This window comes from Aedoeadaptatus urinae, assembly GCF_900155585.1.
Taxonomy (GTDB): domain Bacteria; phylum Bacillota; class Clostridia; order Tissierellales; family Peptoniphilaceae; genus Aedoeadaptatus; species Aedoeadaptatus urinae.
The window spans coordinates 460,292-484,024 of sequence record NZ_LT707417.1; the positions used below are offsets into that span (position 1 = coordinate 460,292).

Below are 23,733 nucleotides of genomic sequence, written 5' to 3' on the forward strand. Positions count from 1 at the left end.
ATGCCTCCTTTCATAAATGAGTGGTCGATGTAAAATAATTATATTCCTTTTCGCGACGATGGTAAATACAATATAGAAAACACTTAAAATCGAAATTTTTTCATAATTAAAAGAGGGGAGAGGAACGGGCGGAGAAAACAAAAAGTCTAAAAAATAATCGACGAAGACGAAGAAGAATAAAGACCTTTTACGAACAAGGCACATATAACAAAAAGAGGATCAGCCACAGCGGCCGGTCCTCTTTTTTTGTCGGCTGCGAAGGACAACAATCCGATTTTAACGATGGGGCAAGGAAATTTATTTTAATAAGTAGGAATTATCTGGTATCGAAAAATTCTATAAAAATCGGAAAATTTCTATTTGATTTAAAAAAAACACATCGGTTAAAATATGACGAGTAAATTTCGAAAACAAATCCTAAAGGAGGAAAGATGAAAAAAATATTAGCACTTATGCTGGCAGTGGTGATGCTGCTCGGCAATGTACCCGTCGCCTTGGCGCAGTCGGGTGGACAGATGAAAGAACCGTTAATGGTAATGCTCTCGAAAGATGGCGTTCCGATTCAAGAAAATGTAACTTTTGAAATTTTAGACGGAGACAGTGTCGTCGACGAAGTAACTTTAGAAAACGGCATGGGTGCCGTCACCAATTACGAAGTGGGCAAAACCTATACCGTACGTGTGACGAGTCCCGCGAAGTATGAAGCGGAAACCACGCTGATGAAGGTAGCAGGCTCGGAGGAGATGGCAGGTGCACATTTTCTTAAGACTGCAAACGAAGAAGCTTCCATGGAAAATGCAGCTGTCTTAAAGGTAAAAGAGAAAGAAGAAAAAGTTCAACCGAAAGAACCGGCGATCGCTTCTCTGGCAGAAGGTAAAGGTCCTGTAACGACCCCTGAATCGATTGAGGTTTTAGATAACGGTAAGGTCGTCGACACCATCGACTTTAATCAAGGCATGGGTGCCGTGACAGCTTACGAGTACAACAAAGTGTACGCCCTGCGCGTAAAAGGCGACAGCAAATACGAGCTCGTAACCAAGTATATGACCGTTGTATCCCACGACGGCAGTGCCGCAGCGCACTTCCTGAAGACCGCCGACGAAGCAGCTACAGGTGACAATGCAATCCACCTGTATGTTAAAGCCAAATCCGCCGATAAGCCCCAAGTATCGGAAGGTCTGGATCAATTGAACATTAAAGTAAAAATTGACGGCGAACCTAAAGAAGGCATCGGCTTCAGAATCAACTACTGGGACGGAATTGTTCCCTCGATCATCAGCCAACCCAAGACGGATGCCAACGGCAACTATGTGTTAAAAAACCTGAAGCCCAATTCGAAGTACACGGTTGTTATGTATAATTCCGTTTACAACTTCAGTCAAGACACCTTTGAGGTGCTTACCGACAAGAATGGTAAAATCATTTCCGTCGCCGGTCGTCCCGCATCGGAATTTAAAAACGGCTTGACCGTCGAAGGGGTCGATCGATCCAATACGGCGATGGATAATGTGGTCGTCGAATTAAAGACAGTGGACAAGGCAACCGGCCAACCGAAAAAAGGCGTGGAAGTAACGGCCAACATTATTACGCCGAGACTTCGTTCCTACAAGGACGTCACTTCCGATGAAAACGGCGTGGTTCGTTTCAAATTGTCCGGCAACGACGAAGGTAAGGTATATGCCATGACCGTTTCGAAGAACCATCAATTCTTCTGGGACTTCGAGCCCGAGTTGATCGAAGTCAAGGTCTTTAAAGATCGTTACGAAATTTTAAAGACCAAAGACAATCTCAATGCTGAAGACGTCATGAGGATTACGCCTAACGACCGCAGCTATTTAAGAGACGATTTAAGAACGCTGGTTAAAAAAGCCCAAGACATGCTGGAAAGCGGCAAATACACCGATGCCTCTATCAAGGAATTGAAGACGGCCGTTCAAGGCGGCGTCGCCGAATTGGCAAAGGCTGAAACGATTCCCTACTATGTAGAGGGCCATATCAAAAATATTAATAAAGCCATGGAAAAATTGGTTTTGAAAAAGGAAACGAAACCGAATCCTTCGAAGCCGGAAACGAAGCCCAATCCTTCCAAGCCGGAAACGAAGCCGAATACCGTTCCTTCCGCGCCGAAGGCAAAGGACGAAGGTCGCTATCCTGTTTTACCGATCGCACCCGCTGCAACTGAAAAGAAAAATGCGCCTGCAACGGAAAAGAAAGCAAGCACTGTGGCTAAGAATAAAATTTCCGTACCCTACCGCAATTTCCCCGTGACCTTGACAGATATTCCCGCCAATGCAGCTGGGGATGCCATTCGTGCCATGGTCGCAAGAGGCATTTTAATCGGCATGGGCAACAACAAGTTTATGCCGGAAACGACGATTTCCAGAGCCATGGTGACGGAAGTGTTTATGCGCATCTCCATGGACCAAACGATTAAAAGCTCCGCCTTCTTTACCGACGTAAAGGACAAGGCATGGTACGAACGCTCCGTTAAATGGGCGTCGACCAACGGCTTGATCAAGGGCTATGGAGACGGCTCCTTTAAGCCGGACAAAAAAGTTTCCTACGAAGAGTTTGCCGTGATGCTGGACAATTTGTTAAAGGAATACAAATTGGATCTGCCCAAGGTGAAGACCGTGAACAAGGCAGACTTCAACAACGTCAGCGACTGGAGCCGCGACAGTGTCGTTCGCATGATCGAGCTCGGTCTGATGAAAACCGACGACAACGGCAAGGTTCAACCTAAAGCGGAATTTTCCAGAGCCGATCTCGCCGAAACACTAAATCAACTGATTCAATTTTCGGACAATAATAAGTAAAGACGAAAAGCCTTCTTGCCCTCGGCAAGGGGGCTTTTTTCTTTGCCCTGCCGTCATAATTTGTTAAAAAATAATTGAATGGGGCGAATTGGAAATTGAAAACTAATAATATATCGTGTATATTATTAATCAGACAAGCAGTTTTAATGAACAAACGTGGAGGATTCACATGGACTTTTCGAAGAAATACAGTGAAAAATTAGTTTCCGCCAAGGAAGCCGCCGGAGTGATTAAATCCGGCGACCGCGTGGAAATGGGATGGGCAGCCGGCGTCAGCAAGGCCGTGGACAAGGAATTGGCCAAGCGCGTAGACGAGCTGGACGATGTAATATTTTACGGGGGCTTGGCCTTCGAAACGCCGGAGGTTATGAAGGCGGATCCGGAAGGTAAGCACTTTACTTGGAACACCTGGCACGCCGGGGGACCGGAAAGAAAGGCGGTCAATGCCGGTGCCGGTGCCTTCTATATTCCCCTTCGCTATTCGGAGCTGCCGAAGTATTACAGAGACGAAGTGGATATCGACGTGGCCGTCGTCATGACCACGCCTATGGACAAGCACGGCTATTTTAATTTCGGTTTAAATGCATCGCACCAAATGGCGATTTTGGAAAAGGCCAAGACGGTCATCGTGGAAGTCAACGACGCCTTCCCCTATTGCTACGGCAAATGTGAATCGGAAATTCACATCGACAATGTGGACTACATTGTCGAAGCGGGCGCCATCTCTCCCTTCGAAATTCCCGTGTCGGGCTTCGGCGACGTGGACAAAAAAGTGGCCGAATTCATCGTGGATGAAATTCCCGATGGCGCCACCCTGCAATTAGGGATCGGCGGCATGCCCAACGCCGTCGGCGCATTGATCGCAGACAGCGACTTAAAGGACCTGGGGATTCACTCGGAAATGTATGTGGATGCCTTCGTTCAAATGAGCAAGAAGGGCAAGGTCAACGGTTCGAAAAAGACCATCGACAAGTATCGTCAGGTTTACGCCTTTGCCGCAGGCAGCAAGGAGCTGTATGAATTCCTGGACCAAAATCCGGAATGTATGGCCGCACCGGTGGACTACACCAACAGTGCCGACGTAGTCAAGGAAATCGACAATTTCATTTCCATTAACAACGCGCTGAACGTGGACCTGTGGGGCCAAGTGTCCTCCGAATCCACGGGCCTTCGCCACATTTCCGGCGCCGGCGGACAACTGGACTTCGCCTTGGGCGCATACCTGGCCAAGGGCGGCAAGAGCATTATCTGCCTCAGCTCCACCTTTACCAACAAACAAGGCGAAACCGTCTCCCGGATTCTCCCTAATTTCCAAACAGGCTCGGCCATTACCGTGGCTCGCCCCAACACCCATATGATTTGCACGGAATACGGCCTCTTTAACGCCAAGGGTCGCAGCACCTGGGAAAGAGCCGAAGGCATCATCAACCTGGCTCATCCCGACTTCAGAGACGAACTCATTAAAAATGCAGAAGAAATGGGTATTTGGCGCAGAAGCAATAAAAGATAAGAAAGAGCCGACGACGGTCGGCTTTTTTCATGAGGAATTTTACTATGTACGAGACCATTTACAGAGAAAAATTAATGACGAAGGAAGAAGCGGCGGCCCTGGTAAGAGACGGCGACGAAATCGAAATCGGCTTCGGCGCGGATTTTCCCGTGGCCTTCGACGAGGCCCTGGCGGCTCGCGCTCATGAGCTCACCCACGTGGCCGTGCGAAACGGCGTGCTCTTCGACCGCTCGAGGCTTTTATTGCAGGGCGCGCCCTTCGAGTGGCTGAGCTGGCACGCCACAGGGGATGTGCGCCGGGCCATGGACGGGGGCAAGGCCATTCACGTTCCCGTGCGCTACTCCGAGCTCATTCGCTACGTCACGGAAAACAGACACACGGACATGCTGGTCTTTTCCGCGGCGCCCATGGACGCTCACGGCTATTTTAATTTCGGCATCGAGGGCAGCCACTTTTTGCGTCTCGCGAAAAAGGCGAAGACGGTGATCGTGGAGGTCAACGAAAAGCAGCCGTACGTTTACGGCCGGGGCGAGAGCGAGATCCACATCGATGAGGTGGACGGCATCATCGAGGCCGAGGCTCATCCCTTGGCCGTGCTTCCCAATCGCCCCTACGACGACACGGACCGCAGGATCGCCGAGGCCGTGGTGGAGCGCATGGAAGACGGCGCCACGGTGCAGCTGGGGATCGGCGCCTTGCCCAATGCCGTCGGCGATGTCATCGCTCAGAGCAGCTTAAAGGATTTAGGCGTGCACACGGAAATGTATGTGGACAGCTTTATGAAGATGACCTTGGCGGGAAAGATTACCGGGGCGAAAAAAACCTTGGACCGGGGCCGTCAGGTCACCGTGTTTTTGGCGGGGACGGAAGCCCTATACGACTTCGTCGACGACAATCCGTCGATTATGGTAGGCCCCGTGGATTACGTCAACGGCGCCTCCACCATCGCCGCCCAGCACAAAATGACCAGCATTAACACGGCAATTCAGGTGAACCTCCGGGGAGAGGTGAGCTCGGAAAGCGCGGGGATGCGTCAAATCTCAGGCGCCGGCGGGCAGTTCGATTTCGCCGTGGGCAGCTATTTGGCACCGGAGGGCAAGGGCTTTATCTGCCTGCGCTCCTCTCGCGTGGACAAAAACGGCATTCGCCACTCCAACATCGTCCCCGATTTTTCCACGGGCACCATCGTCACTCTGCCCGCCCCGGTGACTCAATACGTGGTCACCGAATACGGCATCTGTAATTTAAAGGGCAAGAGCACGTACGAGCGGGCCAAGGCGTTAATCGCCATCGCCCATCCCGAATTCAGAGACGAGCTGGTGCGGGCCGCCATGAAAAAAGGTGTTTGGAAAAATTAGCCTTGCATTTTTATTCCTCGTCGACTATAATATAAACACTGTTTTGACATTCTTATTAAGAGTGGTGGAGTGACTAGGCACTGTGAAACCCGGCAACCTGTTAAAGGTGCTAAATCCTACAGACGCGACAGGTCTGAAAGATAAGAATGAAGCCTGCCGCGCGCAGGCTTTTTTTATGAATTTTTTTGAGGAGGTATTTATGGATAAATGGTTATTTTCTTCGGAATCGGTAACCGAAGGTCACCCGGACAAGGTGTGCGACCAAATTTCCGACGGCATTTTAGATGCGATTTTAGCAAAAGACAAAAACGCCCGCGTGGCGTGTGAAAGCTTAGTTTCCACGGGCATGGTAGTCATTACCGGTGAAATTTCCACCGACGCTTACGTGGACTTCACCCAGGTGGTACGCCAAACGTTGAAGGACATCGGCTACGTGCAAGGCGTGCAAGCGGGCTTTGAAGCGGACTCCGTTGCGGTTATTTCCGCCATTAAGGAACAAAGCCCGGACATCGCCATGGGCGTGGACCGCTTTAAGGAAGCGGGCACCGAGGAATTAGACGCATTCGGCGCCGGGGACCAAGGCATTATGTTCGGCTATGCCTGCAACGAAACCAAGGAACGCATGCCCTTGCCGATTTCTTTGGCCCACAGATTGTCGAAGAAGCTTTCCGAGGTGCGCAAGGACGGCACACTGACCTATCTTCGTCCCGACGGAAAGACCCAAGTCACGGTGGAATACCGAGACGGCGAGCCGGTGCGTCTGGAAAACATCGTAGTGAGCACCCAACACGACGAGGACGTTGATTTGGACACCATTCGTAAGGACATCGAAAAATACGTCATAGATCCCGTGGTCGCCGACAAGTGGCTGGACGATGACACGAAGATCTATATCAATCCCACGGGACGCTTCGTCGAAGGCGGCCCCGTCGCCGATGCGGGCCTCACGGGCCGCAAGATCATCGTGGATACCTACGGCGGATACGCCCGTCACGGCGGCGGCTGCTTCAGCGGCAAGGACCCGACAAAAGTGGACCGCTCCGCCGCTTACGCCGCACGCTACGTGGCAAAGAACTTGGTGGCGGCAGGCGTCTGCGACAAATGCGAAATCGGTTTGAGCTACGCCATCGGCATCGCCAAGCCTCTGTCCGTTTACGTGGAAAGCTTCGGCACATCGGAGCTTACCGATAACGAAATCGAAGATTTGGTCCACGAGGTATTCGACCTGCGTCCCGCCGCTATTATTCGCGATTTGGATCTCCTCCGTCCCATTTATAAGGACGTGGCCGCCTACGGTCACTTCGGACGGGAAGACGTGAAGGTGCCGTGGGAAGAAACGAACAAGGTGGATGAAATTCGCGAGGCATTAAAAAACAGAAAGTAGGGACTTTGTGATCATCGAAGGCGTTTTGGATCATATTATTTTTCGAAACGAGAGCAATGGCTATACCGTCGCCCAATTTATTACGGCGGATTCGGATATCGTCATTGTGGGGACCTCCATCGCCTTCCATGAAAAAGAACATTTACGCCTGGAAGGGGAACTGATTTACCATCCCAAGTACGGGGAGCAGTTCGCCTTTGAACGGGCGGAAAAAATAAGGCCGCGGGGAAAGGAAGCGATGACGGCTTACCTTTCCGGCGGCCTTATTCCCCATGTGGGGAAAGTGACGGCGAAGAGAATCGTGGACACTTTCGGCGAAGACACGATCAATGTCATCGAAGAGACGCCGGAGCGCTTAAGGGAAGTGGAGGGCATCGGCAAGAAGAAGCTCGCCGTGATCCTCGACGCTTTAAACGAGCAAAAGGACATGCGTGAGTTTCTCCTGGACGCGGCGTCCTTTGATCTCACCAACAAACAGGCCATGGCCGTCTACAAGGTCTTCGGCAAGGACGCCCCGGCCATGATCGAGAAGGATCCCTACGCCCTGGCGGGAAAGGTGCGTGGCTTCGGCTTTTTAAAGGCCGATGCCATTGCGAGGAAGGTAGGCATCGAGGAAGACGATCCGAAGCGCGTCGTCGCCGCCATGAAATACGTCCTCACCAACGGGGTCCTGGACGGAAACTGCTACCTGCCCAAGGATCTGTTAATGGAAGAGGCGGCCCGGGTGTTGAATCTGGATGTGGATTTCGTCGGGGAATTTCTGCAGACGCTGGCCGTGGATCCGGAGATTTATCTGGCGCAGCGGGAAGGCATGCTGAAGATCTACTTCCTCAATTACTTCCGCGCCGAGCAATTGGTGGCGAGGGAGATTAAAAAGCGGGGCAAGGTGGATCTCGCCGAGCACATGGCCGAGGACATGGTCACCGCCGTCTGCGAAAAGCTGGACATGACCTTGGCGGCGAAACAAAAAGAGGCCCTCATGCGGGCTGTGGATTCCCATCTCCTCGTCATTACAGGCGGTCCCGGCACGGGGAAGACCACCACCCTTCGCGCCATCGTCGAGGCCATGGAGCGGCTCAATCTGTCCATCGCCTTGGCGGCGCCTACGGGCCGTGCAGCGAAGCGCATGGAGGAGGCCACGGGCAAAAGCGCCTCCACCATTCACCGCCTCTTAAAATACGATTACATCGACGAAGACGGCACGGGTTCCATCGTTTCCGGCGACGACATCGACGCCGACGTGTTGATTATCGACGAGGCCAGCATGATCGATCTGCTTTTGATGCGGGACGTGCTCACGTCCTTAAAGGACACGACGCGGCTCATTCTCGTCGGCGACGTGGATCAGCTGCCGCCCGTGGGGGCGGGCAATGTCCTGAAGGATATTTTGGATTCCGGGGAAGTGCCCTCGGTGCAGCTGGACGAGGTGTTTCGCCAGGCGGAGACCTCTTACATCGTAAAAAACGCCCACCGCATCAATCACGGCGAGCTGCCTCGGGTCAATGAAAAGGGCACGGACTTCTTTTTTATGGAAGAGAGCGATCCGAGCAAGGCCATGGCGCTGATTTGCGATTTGGTGAAAAATCGCCTCCCCGATTACTACGGCGTGGACGCCATGGAAGACATTCAGGTGCTGGCGCCGATGAAAAAGGGCATCTGCGGCATCGAAAATTTAAACGAGGCATTGCAAAGGACGTTGAACCCGGGGAAGAAGGGCCTGGACAGCCGCGGCTTCACCTACTGCGTCGGGGACAAAGTGATGCAGACGAAAAACAATTACCAAATGCCCTGGAAGTCGCAAAACAAGGTCTTCGACAACGAGGGAGAGGGCGTCTTTAACGGGGACTTGGGCCGCGTCACGGCGGTGGATCCCGCCGGGGAGTGGATCAAGGTCCTCTACGATGACAAGCTCTGCACCTACACGAGCGAATACCTGCCGGAGCTTATGCCCGCCTATGCCAGCACCGTGCACAAGTCCCAGGGCTCGGAGTTTCCCGTGGTGGTCATGCCCATCTTAAGCGGCCCACCCATGCTCTATACGCGGAATCTCCTCTACACCGGCGTGACTCGGGCGCGGAAACTGGTGGTCATCGTCGGGAGCTTTCAGGCCCTGGAGCGCATGGTGCAAAACAATCGCATCCGCTGGCGCTATTCCGATCTGGATAGGATTTTAAAGGAGAAGAGAGAATGGTAAAGGGCTTTTTTTCCTACGACGGTTGTCCCCTCTGCAAGAGGGAGCCGGCGGCGCGGTTCGGGCTCTGCGAAAGCTGTTTGGACAATCTCGCCTTTTCCGGGGAAGAGATTTTTTCCGAAAAGGCCTTTCCCGTTTACGCCCTGCTCAGGGAAAACAAGCTGTCCTCCTTTATGATCCACGGATTAAAATTTCGCGAGGAGCGCTTTTGGGCCAAGGTCTTCGGCGAGATGGCGGCGGATTTTTATGACCACATGGGCCTCGGTCCCTTCGACGCCGTCGTCTGCGTGCCCACCTCGGCGAAGAAGCGGCGCATCCGCGGCTACAATCCGCCGGAGCTCATTGCAAGGGAGCTGGCCGGCCGGATCGGTGTGCCCTATGAAGACGCCCTGGCCTTTAAGCGAAGGGTGCGGGATCAAATCGGCCTCGGGGCGCGGGAGCGGGCGCGAAACGTGCGAGATGCCTTCATCGCCCATCAAGTCATGGGGAAGCACCTCCTCTTAATCGACGACACCTACACCACCGGCGCCACCATGAAGGCCTGCGAGGAGGCCCTTATGGAGGCAGGCGCGGCATCGGTGACGGGCATCATCTGTATTAAGGCCCGGGATGTAAATATAAATTAGCAAAAAAAATAAGCGGCCACTCCATGGTGAGTGACCGCTTTTTTCGCGGATTAAATATGAATGTCCCCTCGATAAAAGAGCACGGCATGGCCCGATAAGTTCACGTGGCCCGGCATGACGCGGGTTTCTAAAATGCCGCCGCGGCGGCTGGCCTGATAGGCGAGAATGTCCGCCTTGTTTAATTTCTCCGCCCAATAGACGCAGATGTGGCAGTGGCCGGAGCCGCTGACCGGATCTTCCACCACGCCCAGCTTCGGTGCAAAGGAGCGGGAGATGCAGTCGTAGTCGCCCTCGCCGGCCTTGGTCATGTGGAGCATGGTCCCTTCCAGGGCCTTGATCTTCAAGACGTCGGGCTCGTAATTCTTTATGTCGAAGTCGTCTTCCATGACCAGGAGCAGGTCCCTGCCCATATAGGCTTCCTTGGGGCGGGCGCCCACGGTCTGAATCATGGCCTCGGTCACGGGAACCTCCTCGAGCTCAAAGGCGGGCAGGTCCATGGTAAAGAGCTCGCCCTTTCGCGTGACGGAGAGAGTGCCGATTTTCGTGTCGAAATGAATGGTGTCCTTCACCCGTTCCAAAATGAGAAAGACGATGTAGGCCGCGGCAAAAGTGGCGTGGCCGCAAAATTCCACTTCCCCCGCCGGCGTAAAGGAGCGCAGATTGTAATTGTCGCCGTCCTTCGCGACGAAGACCGTCTCCGAAAGATTATTTTCATCGGCAATGGCAAGCATGAGCTCGTCGGTGAGAATGCGATCGGGGAGGCAAACCGCTGCAGGGTTGCCTTTAAAAACTTTTGTCGTAAAGGTATCGACGATAAATTGTTTCATATGGGACTCCTGTATAAGACTTATGATAAACGAGTGTGAGACGATACGAAAGAGCCGAAGAGGGTCTCCTTTCGGGGCCATTGAACGCCCTTGTTGTATAGAAGATAAAGGCTCGACTGAACGGCACTGCCGAAGAGCAGCATCAGACCGAAAAGATAGAGCCAGATCAAAAAGATAATCATCCCCGCCAGGGAACCGTAGGTGTTCGAGTAGTTTGAAAAATTCGCCACGTAGTAGCCGAACACCCCATTGGAAAGCAAAATGCCCACCGTAGAGAAAAGGGCGGCGGCCAGGTTGACATAGGCCGGCGGCTTGCCGCCCTCGGGCCATTTAGGCGAGAAGCGGTAGAGCCCGTAGGTGCTCAAAAACATATAGGCCAGGGGCACGAAGGTGGTGATCCGTCGAATAATGACGGAGGCCTCCTTGGGCAGCTGCAGAAAATCAAAAATAAATCGCAACAGATTGGTACCGATGACCTGGGTCACGAATAGCAAAATCACCAAAGCGAACAGGGCCACGGTAATGACGAGAGAGAGCGCCGTCAAAGCAAAGAAGCTTCGCCCCTCGGCAATATAGAGCCCGTCGTTTATGCTTTTGATCAGCTGCTTGATTCCCTTGCTCGCCACGTAAATGGACCCGATCAATGAAATAGACAAAAGGGCTGAGGACGAGTTCAGCTGCAAATCCCTGAAAAAGCCGGTGGCGATGGATTGAATCTCCGGCGGCAGGTTTTCTAAAATCCTCGCCATGCGCGGCAGATAGCTTCGGTTGACCACATTTAAAATATTTAACAGTGCGATAAAAAAGGGGAAGATGGCCAAGACGAAAAAGTAGGACAGGCTCGCCGCTTTTTGTATCAGATCGTTTTTTAAAATGTGGTACAAAAAGATGTCGACAAAAGCAAAAGGCTTTTTTGTAACGAAACCTTTGAGTTTCCTTTTCCACTTATTCATAGAATCCTTCTTCCCTCCTACAGCGATTATATCATAGTTATGATAGAATAGAATCGAGATGGAGGAGGATTTATGCAATACAACATTTTGGTTTGCGACGACGAAAAGGACATCGTCTCCGCAATAAAAATTTACTTAGAAGCGGAAGGCTACCGCGTCTTTCCCGCTTACGACGGCATGGAAGCATTAGAGATTATGAAAACCGAGGACATTCATTTGGTCCTGATGGATTTAATGATGCCCAATATGGACGGCATGTCCGCCATTTTAAAAATACGCGAGACCAGCAATATCCCCATCATTATCCTCAGCGCGAAAAGCGAAATCACCGACAAGATCATCGGCCTGAACATGGGCGCCGACGATTACATTATCAAGCCCTTTAACGCCGTCGAGCTCATCGCCCGGGTCAACTCCGGCATACGCCGCTACACCTCCCTGGGCGCGGCGGAAATCGACGACGGCAATTACACCGTGGGACGCATCAGCTTGGACGACAATGCCAAGGAAGTGCGGGTGGACGGAGAGGTGGCGAGCTTAACGCCTCACGAGTACAAAATTTTGCGCCTTCTTATGAAAAACAAGGGACGGGTTTTTTCCAGCGACGAAATTTACGAAATCGTCTGGGAGGAAGCGGCCCACGACGTGAAAAAGGTGATCTCCGTTCACATCTCCCATTTGCGGGACAAGGTGGAAATCAATCCGAGAAAGCCCGACTACATTAAATCCGTCTACGGCATGGGCTATAAATTCGAGGACGTGGACTGATGTCCGACAAGGGACGACTGTTTTTCGAAGGGCTCAAGGCTCGCGCCTACAAATACTGCCGGGGCAATTACCTGGAGATCATTTGGGTGGATCTGTGGTTCGTCATGGGCTGTGTGAATCTTTTCTCGTCACTTTTCGGAGGACACGTCTACGATCCGTCCCTATCCTTGCTCTACGCCCTCACGTCGGTGGCCCTGCTCATCGTCTTTTGGTGCATTAAGCTTTTTATGCGGGCGAAGACGAGGACCTGGCTCACCGTGAATCTGGCGAAGGAAATAAAAAAAGAAGCCATCTACGGCTTCTTTTGTGTCGTCAACAGCTTTCTGATTATTCATTTCCTCATGGTGCTCACGGGCTTTCCCATCCTCTACGGCATTTTGATGATGCCGGTCTTAAGGCTCATGCTCATGGGAGAGGACGAGGTGGTTCAAAACCGCATTCTTCGCGCCGCTATTTCGGAAACCCAGAGCTATGTGAACATTACCACCTTCTCGCCTATGATGAAGGAGTCCACCTACGAATCCCTCATGGACCTGACGCGAATTAAAGACAGTATGTATCAGGCGGCACAGGCTCAGGTGAAGTCCCAGAAAATGAAGACCGAGCTCATTACCAACATCAGCCACGACCTGAAGACGCCCTTGACCAGCATCATAAACTACGCCGATATTTTAAGCAAAAAAGACGTTATGGACGAAGAGGCGAAGAGCTACGTCCACATTTTGGGCCGCAATTCCGAACGGCTCAAGAGCATGATCATTAATTTAATCGAAGCCTCCAAGACGGGCAGCGGTAATGTGACCCTGGAGCCGGTGATCATCGACTTTAACGAGCTGATCGGCCAAATTTACGGCGACGTCGCTGCCGATTACGAATCGAGAAATTTAAATTTCGCCTACAAGTCCGATGCTGAGGACATTCCCATTTACACCGACGGCAATGTCTTGAGCCGCGTCATTCAAAATCTCTTCAGCAATTGCTACAAGTATGCGAAAGAGGGCACGACCGTCACCGCCCACACCTCGGTGGTGGGGGACAAGATCTTCTTCAATATGAAAAACCAATCGAAGAACAAGATCAGCCAGTCCACGGTGGAGCTTTCCAATCAATTTATTCGCGGCGACAAGAGCCGCACCACGGAGGGCAGCGGCCTGGGTCTTTACATCGCGAAGAACCTGGTGGAAATTTTAGGCGGCGAATTTCGCATGGTCATCGACGGAGACTACTTCCAGGTCTTTATCGAGCTGCCGAAGGAAATTGAATCGAAATAAAAAACCGGACACAGGGTCCGGTTTCTTTTTGCAAAGGAAGGATTAAATATCGAAGTCGATACGGCCGAAGTTGCCGTCGCGCCGTTTGTAGAGAAGGGCAGGTTGGTTATCTTTCCCGTCCAAGAAGACGAAGAAATTGTGATTCAGCAATTCCATTTGAAGCATGGCTTCCTCTTCGTGCATGGGCAGAAGCTTAAATTGCTTTCTCTTGGAAACAATCTTGCCTTGTTCGTCTTCTGCCTTTTCGGGAATGGCTTGTTCGAAATTTTCGAAGCGAATGGTATCGGAATTTTGGTGGCGCTTTTTCAGGCGGGTCTTGTACTTGCGGACCTGTCTTTCCAGTGCGTCCACGGCCAAATCAATAGAGGCGTACATGTCCTGTGTCGTTTCTTCCGCACGAATGATGCTACCCGGCAAGAACACCGTGATTTCAGTGGTGTGGTTGCCCTTGATGGAAGAAAAGTTGGCCTTTGCTTTAACCTCTTCGGTAAAGTACTTGTCCAGCTTCGACAGTTTCTTTTCCGCTTGATTTTTCAAAGCCGACGTCAGTTCAATGTTCTTTCCGTAAAATTCAATACGCATAGTCATGTCTCCTCTCACTAACTTTTTATAATCATACCCCGAATCGCGGAATTGAAACGACCTCCGCCCTTGCAGTTTTTTTTCAGTTTGCTATACTTTTGCTATAAGTGCTGGAAGGAGAGGAAAATTGGACATTCCGCCACTGAAAAATTATTTGCCTCACGTAGGCATGCGCACCTTTAAGACGGCCCTCGCCGTCGTTATCGGATTATTTTTATCGAATATATTAGGCCTTCATACGCCGCTGTTCGTGGCCATCGCCGCCATGACCACCATGCAACCGTCGGTTCACGAAACCCATAAGGCCGTCCGGCTCAGAATGTTTACCTGCGTCATGGGCGTGGTTCTGGGTTATGTTTTAGCGCTCATTACCGACAACATCTACCTGCGCCCATTGATCGCCGGCGTGGGCATCGTGATAATTATTTTGACCCTGCTGAAATTTAAAATGAACCGCTTCATTAATCTCACGAATATTATTTTCGTGGCGAGCTTTTCTTCTCAGCAGTCCCAATTAGCCTACGGCGTCAACCGCCTTATGGGGACCTTTCTCGGGATCTTCGTTTCCGTCGCCATCAATTACCTCATCGCCCGGCCCACGCCGAAAGCCGGCTTCGAATCTCTTTTGGAGCACACCTACGAGGATATCTTTCGCCTGTCCGAGTCGATTATTCTCGCCGACGAAAAGCCGAAGCTGGACGCCCTGCAAAAGGAATTGACACAGACACAGGATTCCTTTGAGCTGATTAAGAAAGAGATTTCCGAGCCCTTTGCCCGGGAATTGGACCTTAAAGGGGTGGACAGGCTATTGGACCTGTTTACCGAGACCTTTATCTCTCTAAGGGTTTTGTCCGAAATGAATATTATGGAAAGCAAATTAACTATGGAAAATAAATTATTTATACAGGACCTGTTTCACTACACGGAGCTGTTCGAAGGAATGGACAAAGTGATTCCCGATCCCGTCGTGAATTTTCACGTCCACGCGGTTTTGGAAAAGCTTGAGGCCATTCAAATTCTTTACGACGAAGGAGTAACCCATGTCTAACAGACAGATTTGGCTGAAAGCCCTGGACGACATCGTCTATATCGTGGATTCGGCGCGGCAAAGCATTCCCATGGACGAGCTGTTCAAGGACGAGGAAATGTACGAGCCCATGCGCCTGTCCATTCCCCATTTCGATCTGGCCTCCTGGCTCATGTTCGACACGGAAGAAAACCGCGCCACCACCGGCCAGTTGGTGACTCAGCTGTGGCATCATATTCATAAAATGCGCGGCGTGGCGCCCTATTTGGAACGGATCTTCGATTCCTATATGGCCATGTACCGGGTGAATTATATATCAGAGGACGGGATCTACGTACAAAGCATTTTATTTCCCGAGCCCGCCGTCACCATCTGTCCCGGTGAGGGCACGAAGAACTTAAAGGAGGGAGACATCTTCCTCGGCCGCATCCTCTGCACCAATGCGGGTTATTTTCTCTTTCACGAGCCCAATGTGGTGCCCGAGCATTTGCGGGAGGATTTCTACGCCAATGTCTTGGACCTGGGCAAGCGCCAGCCCATGATGCGTGAGAACACGAAGGTCTATCAGACCACGTTAAAAAACGGAAATCCCGAGGTCCTCTTTCTCTTCGCCATCGCCTACGCGCAGGCGGAGGAGGACGCCCGAGACGACGGACCCTTCCCCTTGGATGAGGAAGAGACCGTTTTTGATTTAGACGTAAGAGAAGACGGCATCCTGGCCCTGGCGCCCCAATTCGCCGAAGACGACGACGATGTGGTCTCCGATATGTATATTCTGGAGCAAATGGAATCCATGGTGCTTATGGTGGACGGCATGAATTTGGACAACAACCGCTTCACCCACTATGACGAGCTTATGGAAGCGGCGGCGGAGGAAGGAGATTTCGCCACCGACGAGCAGATGACGCGGATCTACGAGCTGCTGCGATATTGGTGTACCATTCAAAAAAACGACGCCGGTCGCGACTCCTTGGAGCCCGCCGCCGAAAAAATTTTGGACTACAAGCGCAGGCTCAGTGAATCGGTGACCGGCCTCTACCGTATAAAGAGCTTAGACGATGCTCGGGGCGAGCTTACCCGCCCGTCGAGCTGGATCAACCAATTCGACCGCTACCTGGAAATTTTGCTGGACGAAAACTTGGAGGTAACGAAAAGCGGCGCCATTAATGTCGAGAGCCTGATGCGGGTGCGGGAAAATGTGCCGACACTTATTCAAACGAGTGGGGCTAATCGAGAGAGCAGCTATCCGGAGCTGGTATTTTTCAGGAAGTTCGCCCTCTTAAAGAGCATGGTCCACGTAGAAGGAGGGATTTTGCTTCCCACCATTCGCATGGAGCAGTACCTGCAGCTGGACGACGAGGAAAAAGTGGTGCTCTGGGTCAGCACCCTGCTAAATAAAAAATTCAGCGCAGCGGATCCCTACTTTTCGCAGTGGCCCGTACAGGACGTCTTGCGGCAAATCACCGAGCCCGGCGCCTTGGACTATCTCTTGTCGAAAGAAAATTTGGAAAAGAAGGAAGAAAAAATTCGTTGGCGCATTTTGGAAATGGGTCGGGAGCTGGATCTCTACGACATCGCCCTGGAGCCGGGTCACAAATACCGGTTCATTCCCACCGCCTTCGGCGAAGCGGCCTTCAGCTACATGGGCCTGTTGGGGAAGGACAATGTGATCTCTCTTTTTTGAGGATAAGGATTGTCTAAATTTAGAAATTCGAGGCGAAAAGCTGTGGTAAAATAATAGGTGGAGGCGAGGAGATGAAGAGACGAAGCGCCCTTTGGGCATTAGGCATTTTTCTCGCCGTTTTTCTTATGGCGGCGGCGCCCTATCCACCGGAAAGCCATTTTTTTCGCGACATGAAAAAGGCAAAGCCGGAGGTGACCTCGCCTGAATCCGTTCCCGAAATTGTACGTTTTGATCCGTCGGAGGATCAGGCGGTGCCATTTTATTATACCTATCCCTTGAAAAAGGTGAACGGTCAGTGGGCCATGGCCTACAGAGATCTGCTTCATCTCGTGGGGGAAAAGCGCATCAGCTATCTGCCCGATGAAGGGATCATCACCATTAATCAAATCGATCGCATCTACATGGCCGTGGACAGGGCGGCTGTCATCGGCCAGTCCGGTTCCACGGAGGCTCGCGCCTATCCCACCCTTGTAGACGATGTGCTTTACGTGCCTTTGTTTTTTTGCTTGGAGCACATGGGCTACACCGCCAATTTAACCGACGACGGCTCCGGCCTTTTAATCGTGCCGCCGCCTGAGAAGGTGAAGGTCGTCCCCGAGCGCGCCGTGAAGGTGGGAAGCATTCATCCCTATCGGGACGGCACCATGGCCACTGCCATCCTCGACATGAACGGCACCGAGCTTTTGGGCTGGGGCGAAAAGGTGCCCCGGGGCATGGGGAGTCTGTTTCATCTGAACGAAAAACAGACCGTGGACTTTGTCGGCGACCTCGCCTTAGAAAGCCCTCGAGATTACGACGAGAAAACCAAGTCGGCCCTGGCGACGGACGGCCACAGAATTTATATTTATCCCTTGGAAAAAGGGCCGCGGCAAATTTTTACCATGCCCTACGCCATGAGAGAGGCGAAAAAATTCTGCTACGACGAGGGCGGCATCTACTTTCAAAGAGCCGACGGCATTGACGTCTTTTATCCCAAGACAAAGACATTGAAGCGCGTCGTGAATCGAGGGGTGGAGGATTTCGACGTACAGGGAGGTCGTGTGCTTTTTAAAGCCGACGGCCAATTGTTCCTGCAGGATAAAGGCGGCCTTCCCCGAAGCATGGATGCAAAAAGCGGCGTGAGCTTTAAGCTCAGCGACTCCTATATCGTCCTGGACGACGGACAGCTGGGCCTCGTGAGCATTTTATCGGCGGAGGATTTAAAGGTCCTGTGCTCTCTCGCCTATGACGCCGGCAAGAGCCACAGCGTGAAGCTGATGAACGACCGCTACCTGGCTCTCGGTCAGGGAAATACAATAAAGCTAAAGGATTTAGATTCCGATACCCACCGGGTGTTGGACATGGTCAATATCGACGATACATTAAGAGAACGCCGCGTACTGTGGCTATACAACGGCAATATTGTGAAGGGCTATGTCTACGGCGACGGCGTGAAAATCGCCCAAGGTGTGACGATACGTCCTTAAGGAGGATTTATGAACAGAGAAGAAATGGAAAGACAAAGGCGGCGAAGGATCGCCCGCATTAAAAAGAGAAAGCGCCGGGCCCGCATCAGGGGTCTCGTGCTTTTCGTCGCCATTATCGTCGTATTCGGCGGCGTCTTTCATAAATTAAAATCCATGGCCTCGAGTGGCGACGAGGTCGGCGGCAATCAAGTGGAATGGTTCGTCCTGAAAAATCTGGACGCCCTAAATCCCGCCCGCGCCTATACGCCGGAGGAAGTAGGCAATTTAACCAACAATATTATTAACGACCGCATCGACATTCATCTGGCCAAGGGACAAAACCACATTACCCGTGCGTCGAGCTATGCCTACGATGCCGGTGAAATTTCCGATATTATCGAAGGCAAGCGGGAGTATACGGGCGATAAAAAAATCGCCTTCCTAACCTTCGACGACGGCCCCAATCACAAGATCTCTCCTCAAATGTTGGATATTCTGAAAGAAAAAGAGGCCCACGCCACTTTCTTTGTCGTGGGAAGAAACGTGGGTGAAAAGACGCGAGACATTCTTCTTCGCGAGCTTACCGAAGGCCACGCCATCGCTCTGCACTCCTACAGCCACGATTACCACAAGCTCTATCCCGGACGCGTCGCCAATGCGGCGGCAGTGGAAGGGGAAGCTGCCAAGACGCAAAAAGCCCTGCAGGACGTTTTGGGTAAAAGCTTCCACTCCGGCGTGTGGCGCTACCCCGGCGGGCACATGAGCTGGAAGGGCCTGGATGCCTCTGACAAAAAATTAAAGGACATGGACATTTCCTGGATCGACTGGAACGCCCTGACAGGGGATGCGGAGCCGGCGAAGCGCCGCCCCACGACACCTGAAGGTCTGGCGGAATTTTTAAAGAAATCCATGCCGAAAAACGACGACGCGTCGGTCATCGTCATCCTAATGCACGATGCGGAAACAAAACAGCTTTCCGCCGACGCCTTGCCTCACGTCATCGACGCCCTGCGCGCCGACGGCTACAGCTTCGGTGTTTTAAAGTAGGTGGCCATGCAACACACATCCCTACTTTTAATGCTCATCACCATAGGGACCAAATTTTTTGGATTGGCTAGGGAAAAAGCCCTAGCCCATTTTTTTGGTACATCGGATGTGGCGAATATTTTTCTTATCGCCTTCACCCTGCCTATGGTCCTGTCCAATTTATTTTCGGGCTTTATCGCCGGGGGCTTTATTCCCGTCTACACGGAGCTCGCCCACCGAGAGGGAAGAGAAAAGGCCGACGGCTTTACCACCACTCTGTCCGTGGTCGTGGCGGCAGCGGCATTGGTATTAAGCCTTCTCGCCATCCTCTTTGCCCCGCAACTGGTGCATATGATGGCGCCGGGCTTTCACGGCGCGGTCTTCGAAAAGACCGTCTACATGAGTCGCATCACGGCGCTGAGCATGACGGTAACCGCCGTCTTTTCCATATTTAAAGCCTATCTGCAAATTTACGAGCACTTTATCGTGTCCATGTTCCACTCCGTGGTCATGAACTCCGTCTTAATCGCCGCCATGTTTTTCGGCCGGGCGGGCAATATGGGTCTCTTGGCATTGGGCATCCTCTTTGCCTTTTGCGTTCAATACGTAATCTTTCTGCCCTATTTGAAAAAAAGCGGCCTTCACCTGCGCCGCGGCTACGCCGTGAAAAGCGAGGCCATGAAAAAAATGTGGCTCCTGGTCCTGCCCATTTTGATTTCCACCTCGGTGCTGGAGATAAATAACATCGTCAGCAAGGCGTTGGCATCCACCATCGCCTCCACCGGCGTGGCGGTAATCAATTACGCCACAAAGATTCAAGGCTTCGTCACGGGCATCGTGGTGACCAGCATCGTCACCGTCACCTACCCTCGCATGGCGAAGCTGGTGGAAAGTAAAAACGCCGAGGAGCTCTCCGCGGTCTTGCGTGATAGCCTGTCACTTATGGCGGCCTTCGTCTTGCCCGCCACCGTCGGCGTCATGTGCTTTCACAGAGAAATCGTGCAGCTTTTATTTTTAAGCGGCGCCTTTTCCGCGGAGGACGTGCGGGCCACAGGGGAAGTGCTCTTATTTTACGCCCTGGGCCTGTTCGCCATCGGCATTCGGGAAATCGGCGTCAGGATTTTTTACAGCCGAAAGGACGCCCGAGTGCCCCTGATCAACGCCGCCTACATGGCCGTGGTCAATGTGGCCCTGAGCTTTCTCTTCGGCAAATACTTCGGCCTGCCGGGCCTCGCTCTCGGTACCTCCGTCTCTCTGTGGGTGGGGGCTGTGGGCATGCTGATCCACTTAAAGCGTGCCGCCATGGGACTGAAGCTTAGCAGCGGCATAAAGAACATGGCAAAGATCGCCCTGGCCTCCGTTCTTATGGGTGTGATCGCCAAAGGAGCGGAGAAGATCCTCCTCGGCCTTCTTTCCCCGAACCTGGCCCTACTGGTCGCCATGGCCGTGGCGGGGGCGAGCTATGTGCTCCTCGCCGTCATTATGAAATTTGACGAGATCGAACAAATAAAAAAATTGCTTTACGAAAAGAAAAATAAGGTATAAATTTATTCAAGACTAAAAATAAAACCATTGATATAGAGAAGGGAAGACATGAAGAGAGAAGAACTGGTCGATTTTTTACACAAGCAAACCATCGATGAAACCCTGTTAAAAGAAGTGGAGGACTTCGTTCGCGAGCATCCCGTGGATCCCGCCGTGGCGGACCGGGTGCCGGAATCCATTTACCGTTACTACGGCAAGAGCATTTGGGAAAAAGCCATTTACGCCATCCTCTCCGGCTACCACATTTTGCTTTCGGGACCCAAGGCCACGGGGAAAAACGTCTTTTCCGAAAACCTGGCCCAGCTTTTTAATCGCCCCATGTGGAATATGTCCTTAAACGTCAACGTGGACAGTGCCTCCTTAATCGGCGTGGACACCTTCCGTAACGGGGAAGTGGTTTTAAAGAAGGGTCCCGTCACCTTGGCGGCAGAAAAGGGCGGCTTCGCCATCTTCGACGAAATCAATATGGCGAAAAACGAATCCCTTTCCGTGGTGCACTCGGCGCTGGACTTTCGCCGCATGATCGACGTGGCGGGCTACGACCGCATTCCCTTAGACGACGCCACCCGCTTTATCGGCACCATGAACTACGGCTACATGGGCACCCGCGAGCTGAACGAAGCCCTCATCAGCCGCTTTATGGTTATCGACATGCCGATCCTTGAGGGGGAAGGGCTGAAACAGATTTTGCGGGAAGAGACCAACTTAAACGAAGAGGGCATGCTCCTCTTCGCCCGCCTCTTTACGGATCTGCAAAACAAAAGTCTGGAAGGGGAAATTTCCTCCAAGGCCGTGGACATGCGGGGCCTTTTCGGCGCCCTCACCATGATGGAGCGTGGCCTCGGCGTGAAGGACGCTCTGAACATGGGGATCGTGAACAAATCCTTCGACCGCTTCGAAAAGGAAGTGGTAGACGATGTCATCGACACCCTCTTTGCAAAGGACGTGACGAAGGGTGAACTGTTCCGATGAGCTGGACGGACAAGCGTCGGCAAAACGTGTACTGGACCGTCGGCGGCAATTACCAGCGTCGCTACGGCGGCGAAGGCGACGGCTTTGACGCGGCGGAATCGGGGATCATCGATCGGGCCTTTCCGAAAAATCGCCTGGCGAATTTCGTGGCGAAGAACACGGCCAATGTGTCCAACGGAAAAGATATGTCTACCGTGGCGCGGATTCTGGCTTTGCAATACACGAAGAATACCCTTTACAGCGAACGACCCGGCATCAAAGCCATGGCGAAGGGGGCCTACACCGGCCGCTTCCGCGCCCTGGACTTTTTAAACAAGCGGGATCTGGCTCAGGAAATGGAAATGCAATACGCCGCCTACCGCATGGGCAAGCCCATGAGCGCCGGCACCTTTCTTGAACCCTTAATGCGCAAATTGATCGCCGGGGATAAAATAAAAAACGAAGGGGAGTTTTACGACTACCTGGCCCGACTGTGGCGGGAGCATTTCCACGTGAACCCCACCCTGACCTTCGAGGTGGAAAAAAAGATCGAGGACAAGGACGCGCCGCCCCCGCCCGCAGATCAACCGGAGCCAAAGAAAAAGCACCGGAAAATCGTGGAAAAACAGGCGGCGCTTATCGAAGACAGCGAGACGGAAATCATCGAGTCGGCGGAATTTTCCGGCGTCATTCGCGACACCTCCAAGGTGGTGGAATCCGACGCCACCATATCCAAGGGCCGTGCCGACAACGAAGCCCGCATCCTGAGCCGAGTGCGCAAGCACTACGGCAAGGAAGCCCTGTCCCCGGCCAAGGCGAAAAAAATCGAAGCCGCCATCGCCACGGGCATGCACCAAGGCATGCGCCTTCACGTTACCAATGGCCGCTTCGAAAATGACATCGGGGCGAAGTTTTTCGAAGACCAAATCCTCGCCCAAAGGCAGGAAACGGAAGCCGTCTACGAGAAAGACCGCCACATCTACGAGCGGTCCGTCTTCGAGCTGAGAGAAATCATTCGAAAAAATCTGCTGGACGACTCATCTCAGGAATCGGTTCACGCCGCCAACGGCGCCATCGACACGAGTTTGCTCTGGCGCCACGTGATCCTCGGCGACGACCGCATCTTCAAGAAAAATTCCTTCGAGCAGGAAAATTCCTTTGCCGTGGATATTCTCTTAGATATGAGCGGCTCCCAACAGGATCGTCAGGCGGAAGTGGCCATCCAAGGCTTTTTAATCGCCGAAGCCCTCACCCAGCTTCGCATACCCACCCGGGTCATGGGCTTTTGCAATCTCTTTCACTACCAAATCATTCGCATCTTCCGCGACTACAAGGACGAGCCCAAGGAAAATCGCGAGATCTTTTCCTACAAGGCCGGCGGCTCCAATCGCGACGGCTTTGCCCTGCGCTACGTCTTTGAAACCATGGAGGACATCGAATCGGACACGAAGGTGCTCATCGTCCTTTCCGACGGCATGCCCAACGACCTGCTCTCCATCGGCCTCGACGCCAACAAAGGCGCCGTCGCAGACTACGAAGGGGAAGCGGCGGTGTACGATACGGCGGCGGAAGTGCTGCAGGGCAAGCTGAAGCAGCGAGCCGTCCTCGGCGTCTTTACCGGGGAAGACAAAGAGCTGGATCAGGAAAAACTCATCTTCGGCACCGACTTCGTGCGCATCAAAGATCTGGAACGCTTCTCCGTGGTGGTGGGAAAATATTTAAAGAGCGTGGTGGAACGCCTGCAATAAAAATCAGAGCCTGCGGGCTCT

Annotated in this window: 18 protein-coding genes and 1 riboswitch; of the genes, 15 read left to right on the top strand and 3 right to left on the bottom strand. The window is 52.5% G+C overall.

Annotated elements, in window-relative coordinates:
* Positions 1-431: 431 nt before the first annotated feature.
* The 6 genes from BQ7397_RS04620 (at position 432) to BQ7397_RS04645 (ending at position 9,885) form a co-directional block, all read left to right on the top strand.
* The gene (locus BQ7397_RS04620) at positions 432-2,816 is read left to right on the top strand and encodes an S-layer homology domain-containing protein (RefSeq protein WP_077074936.1); all 2,385 of its coding nucleotides are present in this window, start codon (positions 432-434) and stop codon (positions 2,814-2,816) included.
* A 169-nt stretch (positions 2,817-2,985) separates the two neighbouring features.
* Positions 2,986-4,326 carry a butyryl-CoA:acetate CoA-transferase gene (locus tag BQ7397_RS04625; RefSeq protein ID WP_077074937.1) on the top strand — a complete coding sequence of 447 codons (1,341 nt, stop codon included), beginning with the start codon at positions 2,986-2,988 and terminating at the stop codon, positions 4,324-4,326.
* A 44-nt stretch (positions 4,327-4,370) separates the two neighbouring features.
* Positions 4,371-5,684 (top strand): acetyl-CoA hydrolase/transferase family protein, encoded by a 1,314-nt coding sequence (locus BQ7397_RS04630; RefSeq protein ID WP_077074938.1) that lies wholly within the window; start codon positions 4,371-4,373, stop codon positions 5,682-5,684.
* 49 nt (positions 5,685-5,733) lie between these two features.
* A riboswitch (SAM riboswitch) is annotated at positions 5,734-5,831 on the top strand.
* A 52-nt stretch (positions 5,832-5,883) separates the two neighbouring features.
* Positions 5,884-7,068, top strand: coding sequence for a methionine adenosyltransferase (metK, locus tag BQ7397_RS04635; protein ID WP_077074939.1), 1,185 nt, complete (start codon positions 5,884-5,886; stop codon positions 7,066-7,068).
* A 7-nt stretch (positions 7,069-7,075) separates the two neighbouring features.
* A complete protein-coding gene (gene recD2, locus BQ7397_RS04640) occupies positions 7,076-9,262 on the top strand; it encodes an SF1B family DNA helicase RecD2 (RefSeq protein ID WP_077074940.1) in 2,187 nt (728 codons plus the stop codon).
* Positions 9,256-9,885 carry a ComF family protein gene (locus BQ7397_RS04645; protein WP_077074941.1) on the top strand — a complete coding sequence of 210 codons (630 nt, stop codon included), beginning with the start codon at positions 9,256-9,258 and terminating at the stop codon, positions 9,883-9,885. Before recD2 ends, BQ7397_RS04645 begins: the two co-directional genes overlap by 7 nt.
* A gap of 50 nt (positions 9,886-9,935) precedes the next feature.
* Here BQ7397_RS04645 and BQ7397_RS04650 read toward each other — a convergent pair whose 3' ends face one another.
* Both BQ7397_RS04650 and BQ7397_RS04655 read right to left on the bottom strand, forming a co-directional pair.
* Positions 9,936-10,712 (bottom strand): PhzF family phenazine biosynthesis protein, encoded by a 777-nt coding sequence (locus BQ7397_RS04650; protein ID WP_077074942.1) that lies wholly within the window; start codon positions 10,710-10,712, stop codon positions 9,936-9,938.
* Between the two features lie 20 nt (positions 10,713-10,732).
* Positions 10,733-11,665: a YihY/virulence factor BrkB family protein gene (locus tag BQ7397_RS04655; protein WP_077074943.1), complete on the bottom strand. Its 933-nt coding sequence runs from the start codon at positions 11,663-11,665 to the stop codon at positions 10,733-10,735.
* Between the two features lie 72 nt (positions 11,666-11,737).
* Between BQ7397_RS04655 and BQ7397_RS04660 the strand changes: the two genes are divergently transcribed.
* Together BQ7397_RS04660 and BQ7397_RS04665 are read left to right on the top strand one after the other, a co-directional pair.
* Positions 11,738-12,433, top strand: coding sequence for a response regulator transcription factor (locus BQ7397_RS04660; RefSeq protein WP_077074944.1), 696 nt, complete (start codon positions 11,738-11,740; stop codon positions 12,431-12,433).
* Entirely contained in the window at positions 12,433-13,704 is a 1,272-nt protein-coding gene (locus BQ7397_RS04665; protein WP_077074945.1) for a sensor histidine kinase, read from the top strand. The genes BQ7397_RS04660 and BQ7397_RS04665 overlap by 1 nt, the downstream gene beginning before the upstream one ends.
* Before the next feature lie 42 nt (positions 13,705-13,746).
* Here BQ7397_RS04665 and hpf read toward each other — a convergent pair whose 3' ends face one another.
* Entirely contained in the window at positions 13,747-14,286 is a 540-nt protein-coding gene (gene hpf, locus BQ7397_RS04670) for a ribosome hibernation-promoting factor, HPF/YfiA family (protein ID WP_077074946.1), read from the bottom strand.
* Positions 14,287-14,413: 127 nt separating this feature from the next.
* Here hpf and BQ7397_RS04675 point away from each other — a divergent pair, with 127 nt between their 5' ends.
* The 7 genes from BQ7397_RS04675 to BQ7397_RS04705 all read left to right on the top strand — a co-directional run bounded on the left by BQ7397_RS04675 (position 14,414) and on the right by BQ7397_RS04705 (position 23,712).
* Positions 14,414-15,334, top strand: a complete 921-nt coding sequence (locus BQ7397_RS04675; RefSeq protein ID WP_077074947.1) for an FUSC family protein — start codon at positions 14,414-14,416, stop codon at positions 15,332-15,334.
* Positions 15,327-16,997, top strand: coding sequence for a hypothetical protein (locus tag BQ7397_RS04680; protein WP_077074948.1), 1,671 nt, complete (start codon positions 15,327-15,329; stop codon positions 16,995-16,997). The genes BQ7397_RS04675 and BQ7397_RS04680 overlap by 8 nt, the downstream gene beginning before the upstream one ends.
* A gap of 71 nt (positions 16,998-17,068) precedes the next feature.
* Positions 17,069-18,463: a hypothetical protein gene (locus BQ7397_RS04685; protein WP_077074949.1), complete on the top strand. Its 1,395-nt coding sequence runs from the start codon at positions 17,069-17,071 to the stop codon at positions 18,461-18,463.
* A 9-nt stretch (positions 18,464-18,472) separates the two neighbouring features.
* Positions 18,473-19,489, top strand: coding sequence for a polysaccharide deacetylase family protein (locus BQ7397_RS04690; RefSeq protein WP_077074950.1), 1,017 nt, complete (start codon positions 18,473-18,475; stop codon positions 19,487-19,489).
* A gap of 6 nt (positions 19,490-19,495) precedes the next feature.
* Positions 19,496-21,013 (top strand): murein biosynthesis integral membrane protein MurJ, encoded by a 1,518-nt coding sequence (gene murJ, locus BQ7397_RS04695; protein ID WP_077074951.1) that lies wholly within the window; start codon positions 19,496-19,498, stop codon positions 21,011-21,013.
* 63 nt (positions 21,014-21,076) lie between these two features.
* Positions 21,077-21,985 carry an AAA family ATPase gene (locus tag BQ7397_RS04700; RefSeq protein ID WP_077075041.1) on the top strand — a complete coding sequence of 303 codons (909 nt, stop codon included), beginning with the start codon at positions 21,077-21,079 and terminating at the stop codon, positions 21,983-21,985.
* Positions 21,982-23,712 (top strand): vWA domain-containing protein, encoded by a 1,731-nt coding sequence (locus BQ7397_RS04705; protein ID WP_077074952.1) that lies wholly within the window; start codon positions 21,982-21,984, stop codon positions 23,710-23,712. The genes BQ7397_RS04700 and BQ7397_RS04705 overlap by 4 nt, the downstream gene beginning before the upstream one ends.
* Positions 23,713-23,733 lie beyond the last annotated feature (21 nt).

Excerpts from the sequence above, each read along its gene's own strand:
- BQ7397_RS04660 (WP_077074944.1), top strand. The coding sequence starts at position 11,738 with ATGCAATACAACATTTTGGTTTGCGACGACGAAAAGGACATCGTCTCC.
- BQ7397_RS04620 (WP_077074936.1), top strand. The coding sequence starts at position 432 with ATGAAAAAAATATTAGCACTTATGCTGGCAGTGGTGATGCTGCTCGGC.
- murJ (WP_077074951.1), top strand. The coding sequence starts at position 19,496 with ATGCAACACACATCCCTACTTTTAATGCTCATCACCATAGGGACCAAA.
- BQ7397_RS04655 (WP_077074943.1), bottom strand. The coding sequence starts at position 11,665 with ATGAATAAGTGGAAAAGGAAACTCAAAGGTTTCGTTACAAAAAAGCCT.
- BQ7397_RS04690 (WP_077074950.1), top strand. The coding sequence starts at position 18,473 with ATGAACAGAGAAGAAATGGAAAGACAAAGGCGGCGAAGGATCGCCCGC.
- BQ7397_RS04685 (WP_077074949.1), top strand. The coding sequence starts at position 17,069 with ATGAAGAGACGAAGCGCCCTTTGGGCATTAGGCATTTTTCTCGCCGTT.
- BQ7397_RS04680 (WP_077074948.1), top strand. The coding sequence starts at position 15,327 with ATGTCTAACAGACAGATTTGGCTGAAAGCCCTGGACGACATCGTCTAT.
- BQ7397_RS04650 (WP_077074942.1), bottom strand. The coding sequence starts at position 10,712 with ATGAAACAATTTATCGTCGATACCTTTACGACAAAAGTTTTTAAAGGC.
- hpf (WP_077074946.1), bottom strand. The coding sequence starts at position 14,286 with ATGCGTATTGAATTTTACGGAAAGAACATTGAACTGACGTCGGCTTTG.
- BQ7397_RS04705 (WP_077074952.1), top strand. The coding sequence starts at position 21,982 with ATGAGCTGGACGGACAAGCGTCGGCAAAACGTGTACTGGACCGTCGGC.
- BQ7397_RS04625 (WP_077074937.1), top strand. The coding sequence starts at position 2,986 with ATGGACTTTTCGAAGAAATACAGTGAAAAATTAGTTTCCGCCAAGGAA.
- BQ7397_RS04630 (WP_077074938.1), top strand. The coding sequence starts at position 4,371 with ATGTACGAGACCATTTACAGAGAAAAATTAATGACGAAGGAAGAAGCG.
- metK (WP_077074939.1), top strand. The coding sequence starts at position 5,884 with ATGGATAAATGGTTATTTTCTTCGGAATCGGTAACCGAAGGTCACCCG.
- BQ7397_RS04665 (WP_077074945.1), top strand. The coding sequence starts at position 12,433 with ATGTCCGACAAGGGACGACTGTTTTTCGAAGGGCTCAAGGCTCGCGCC.
- BQ7397_RS04645 (WP_077074941.1), top strand. The coding sequence starts at position 9,256 with ATGGTAAAGGGCTTTTTTTCCTACGACGGTTGTCCCCTCTGCAAGAGG.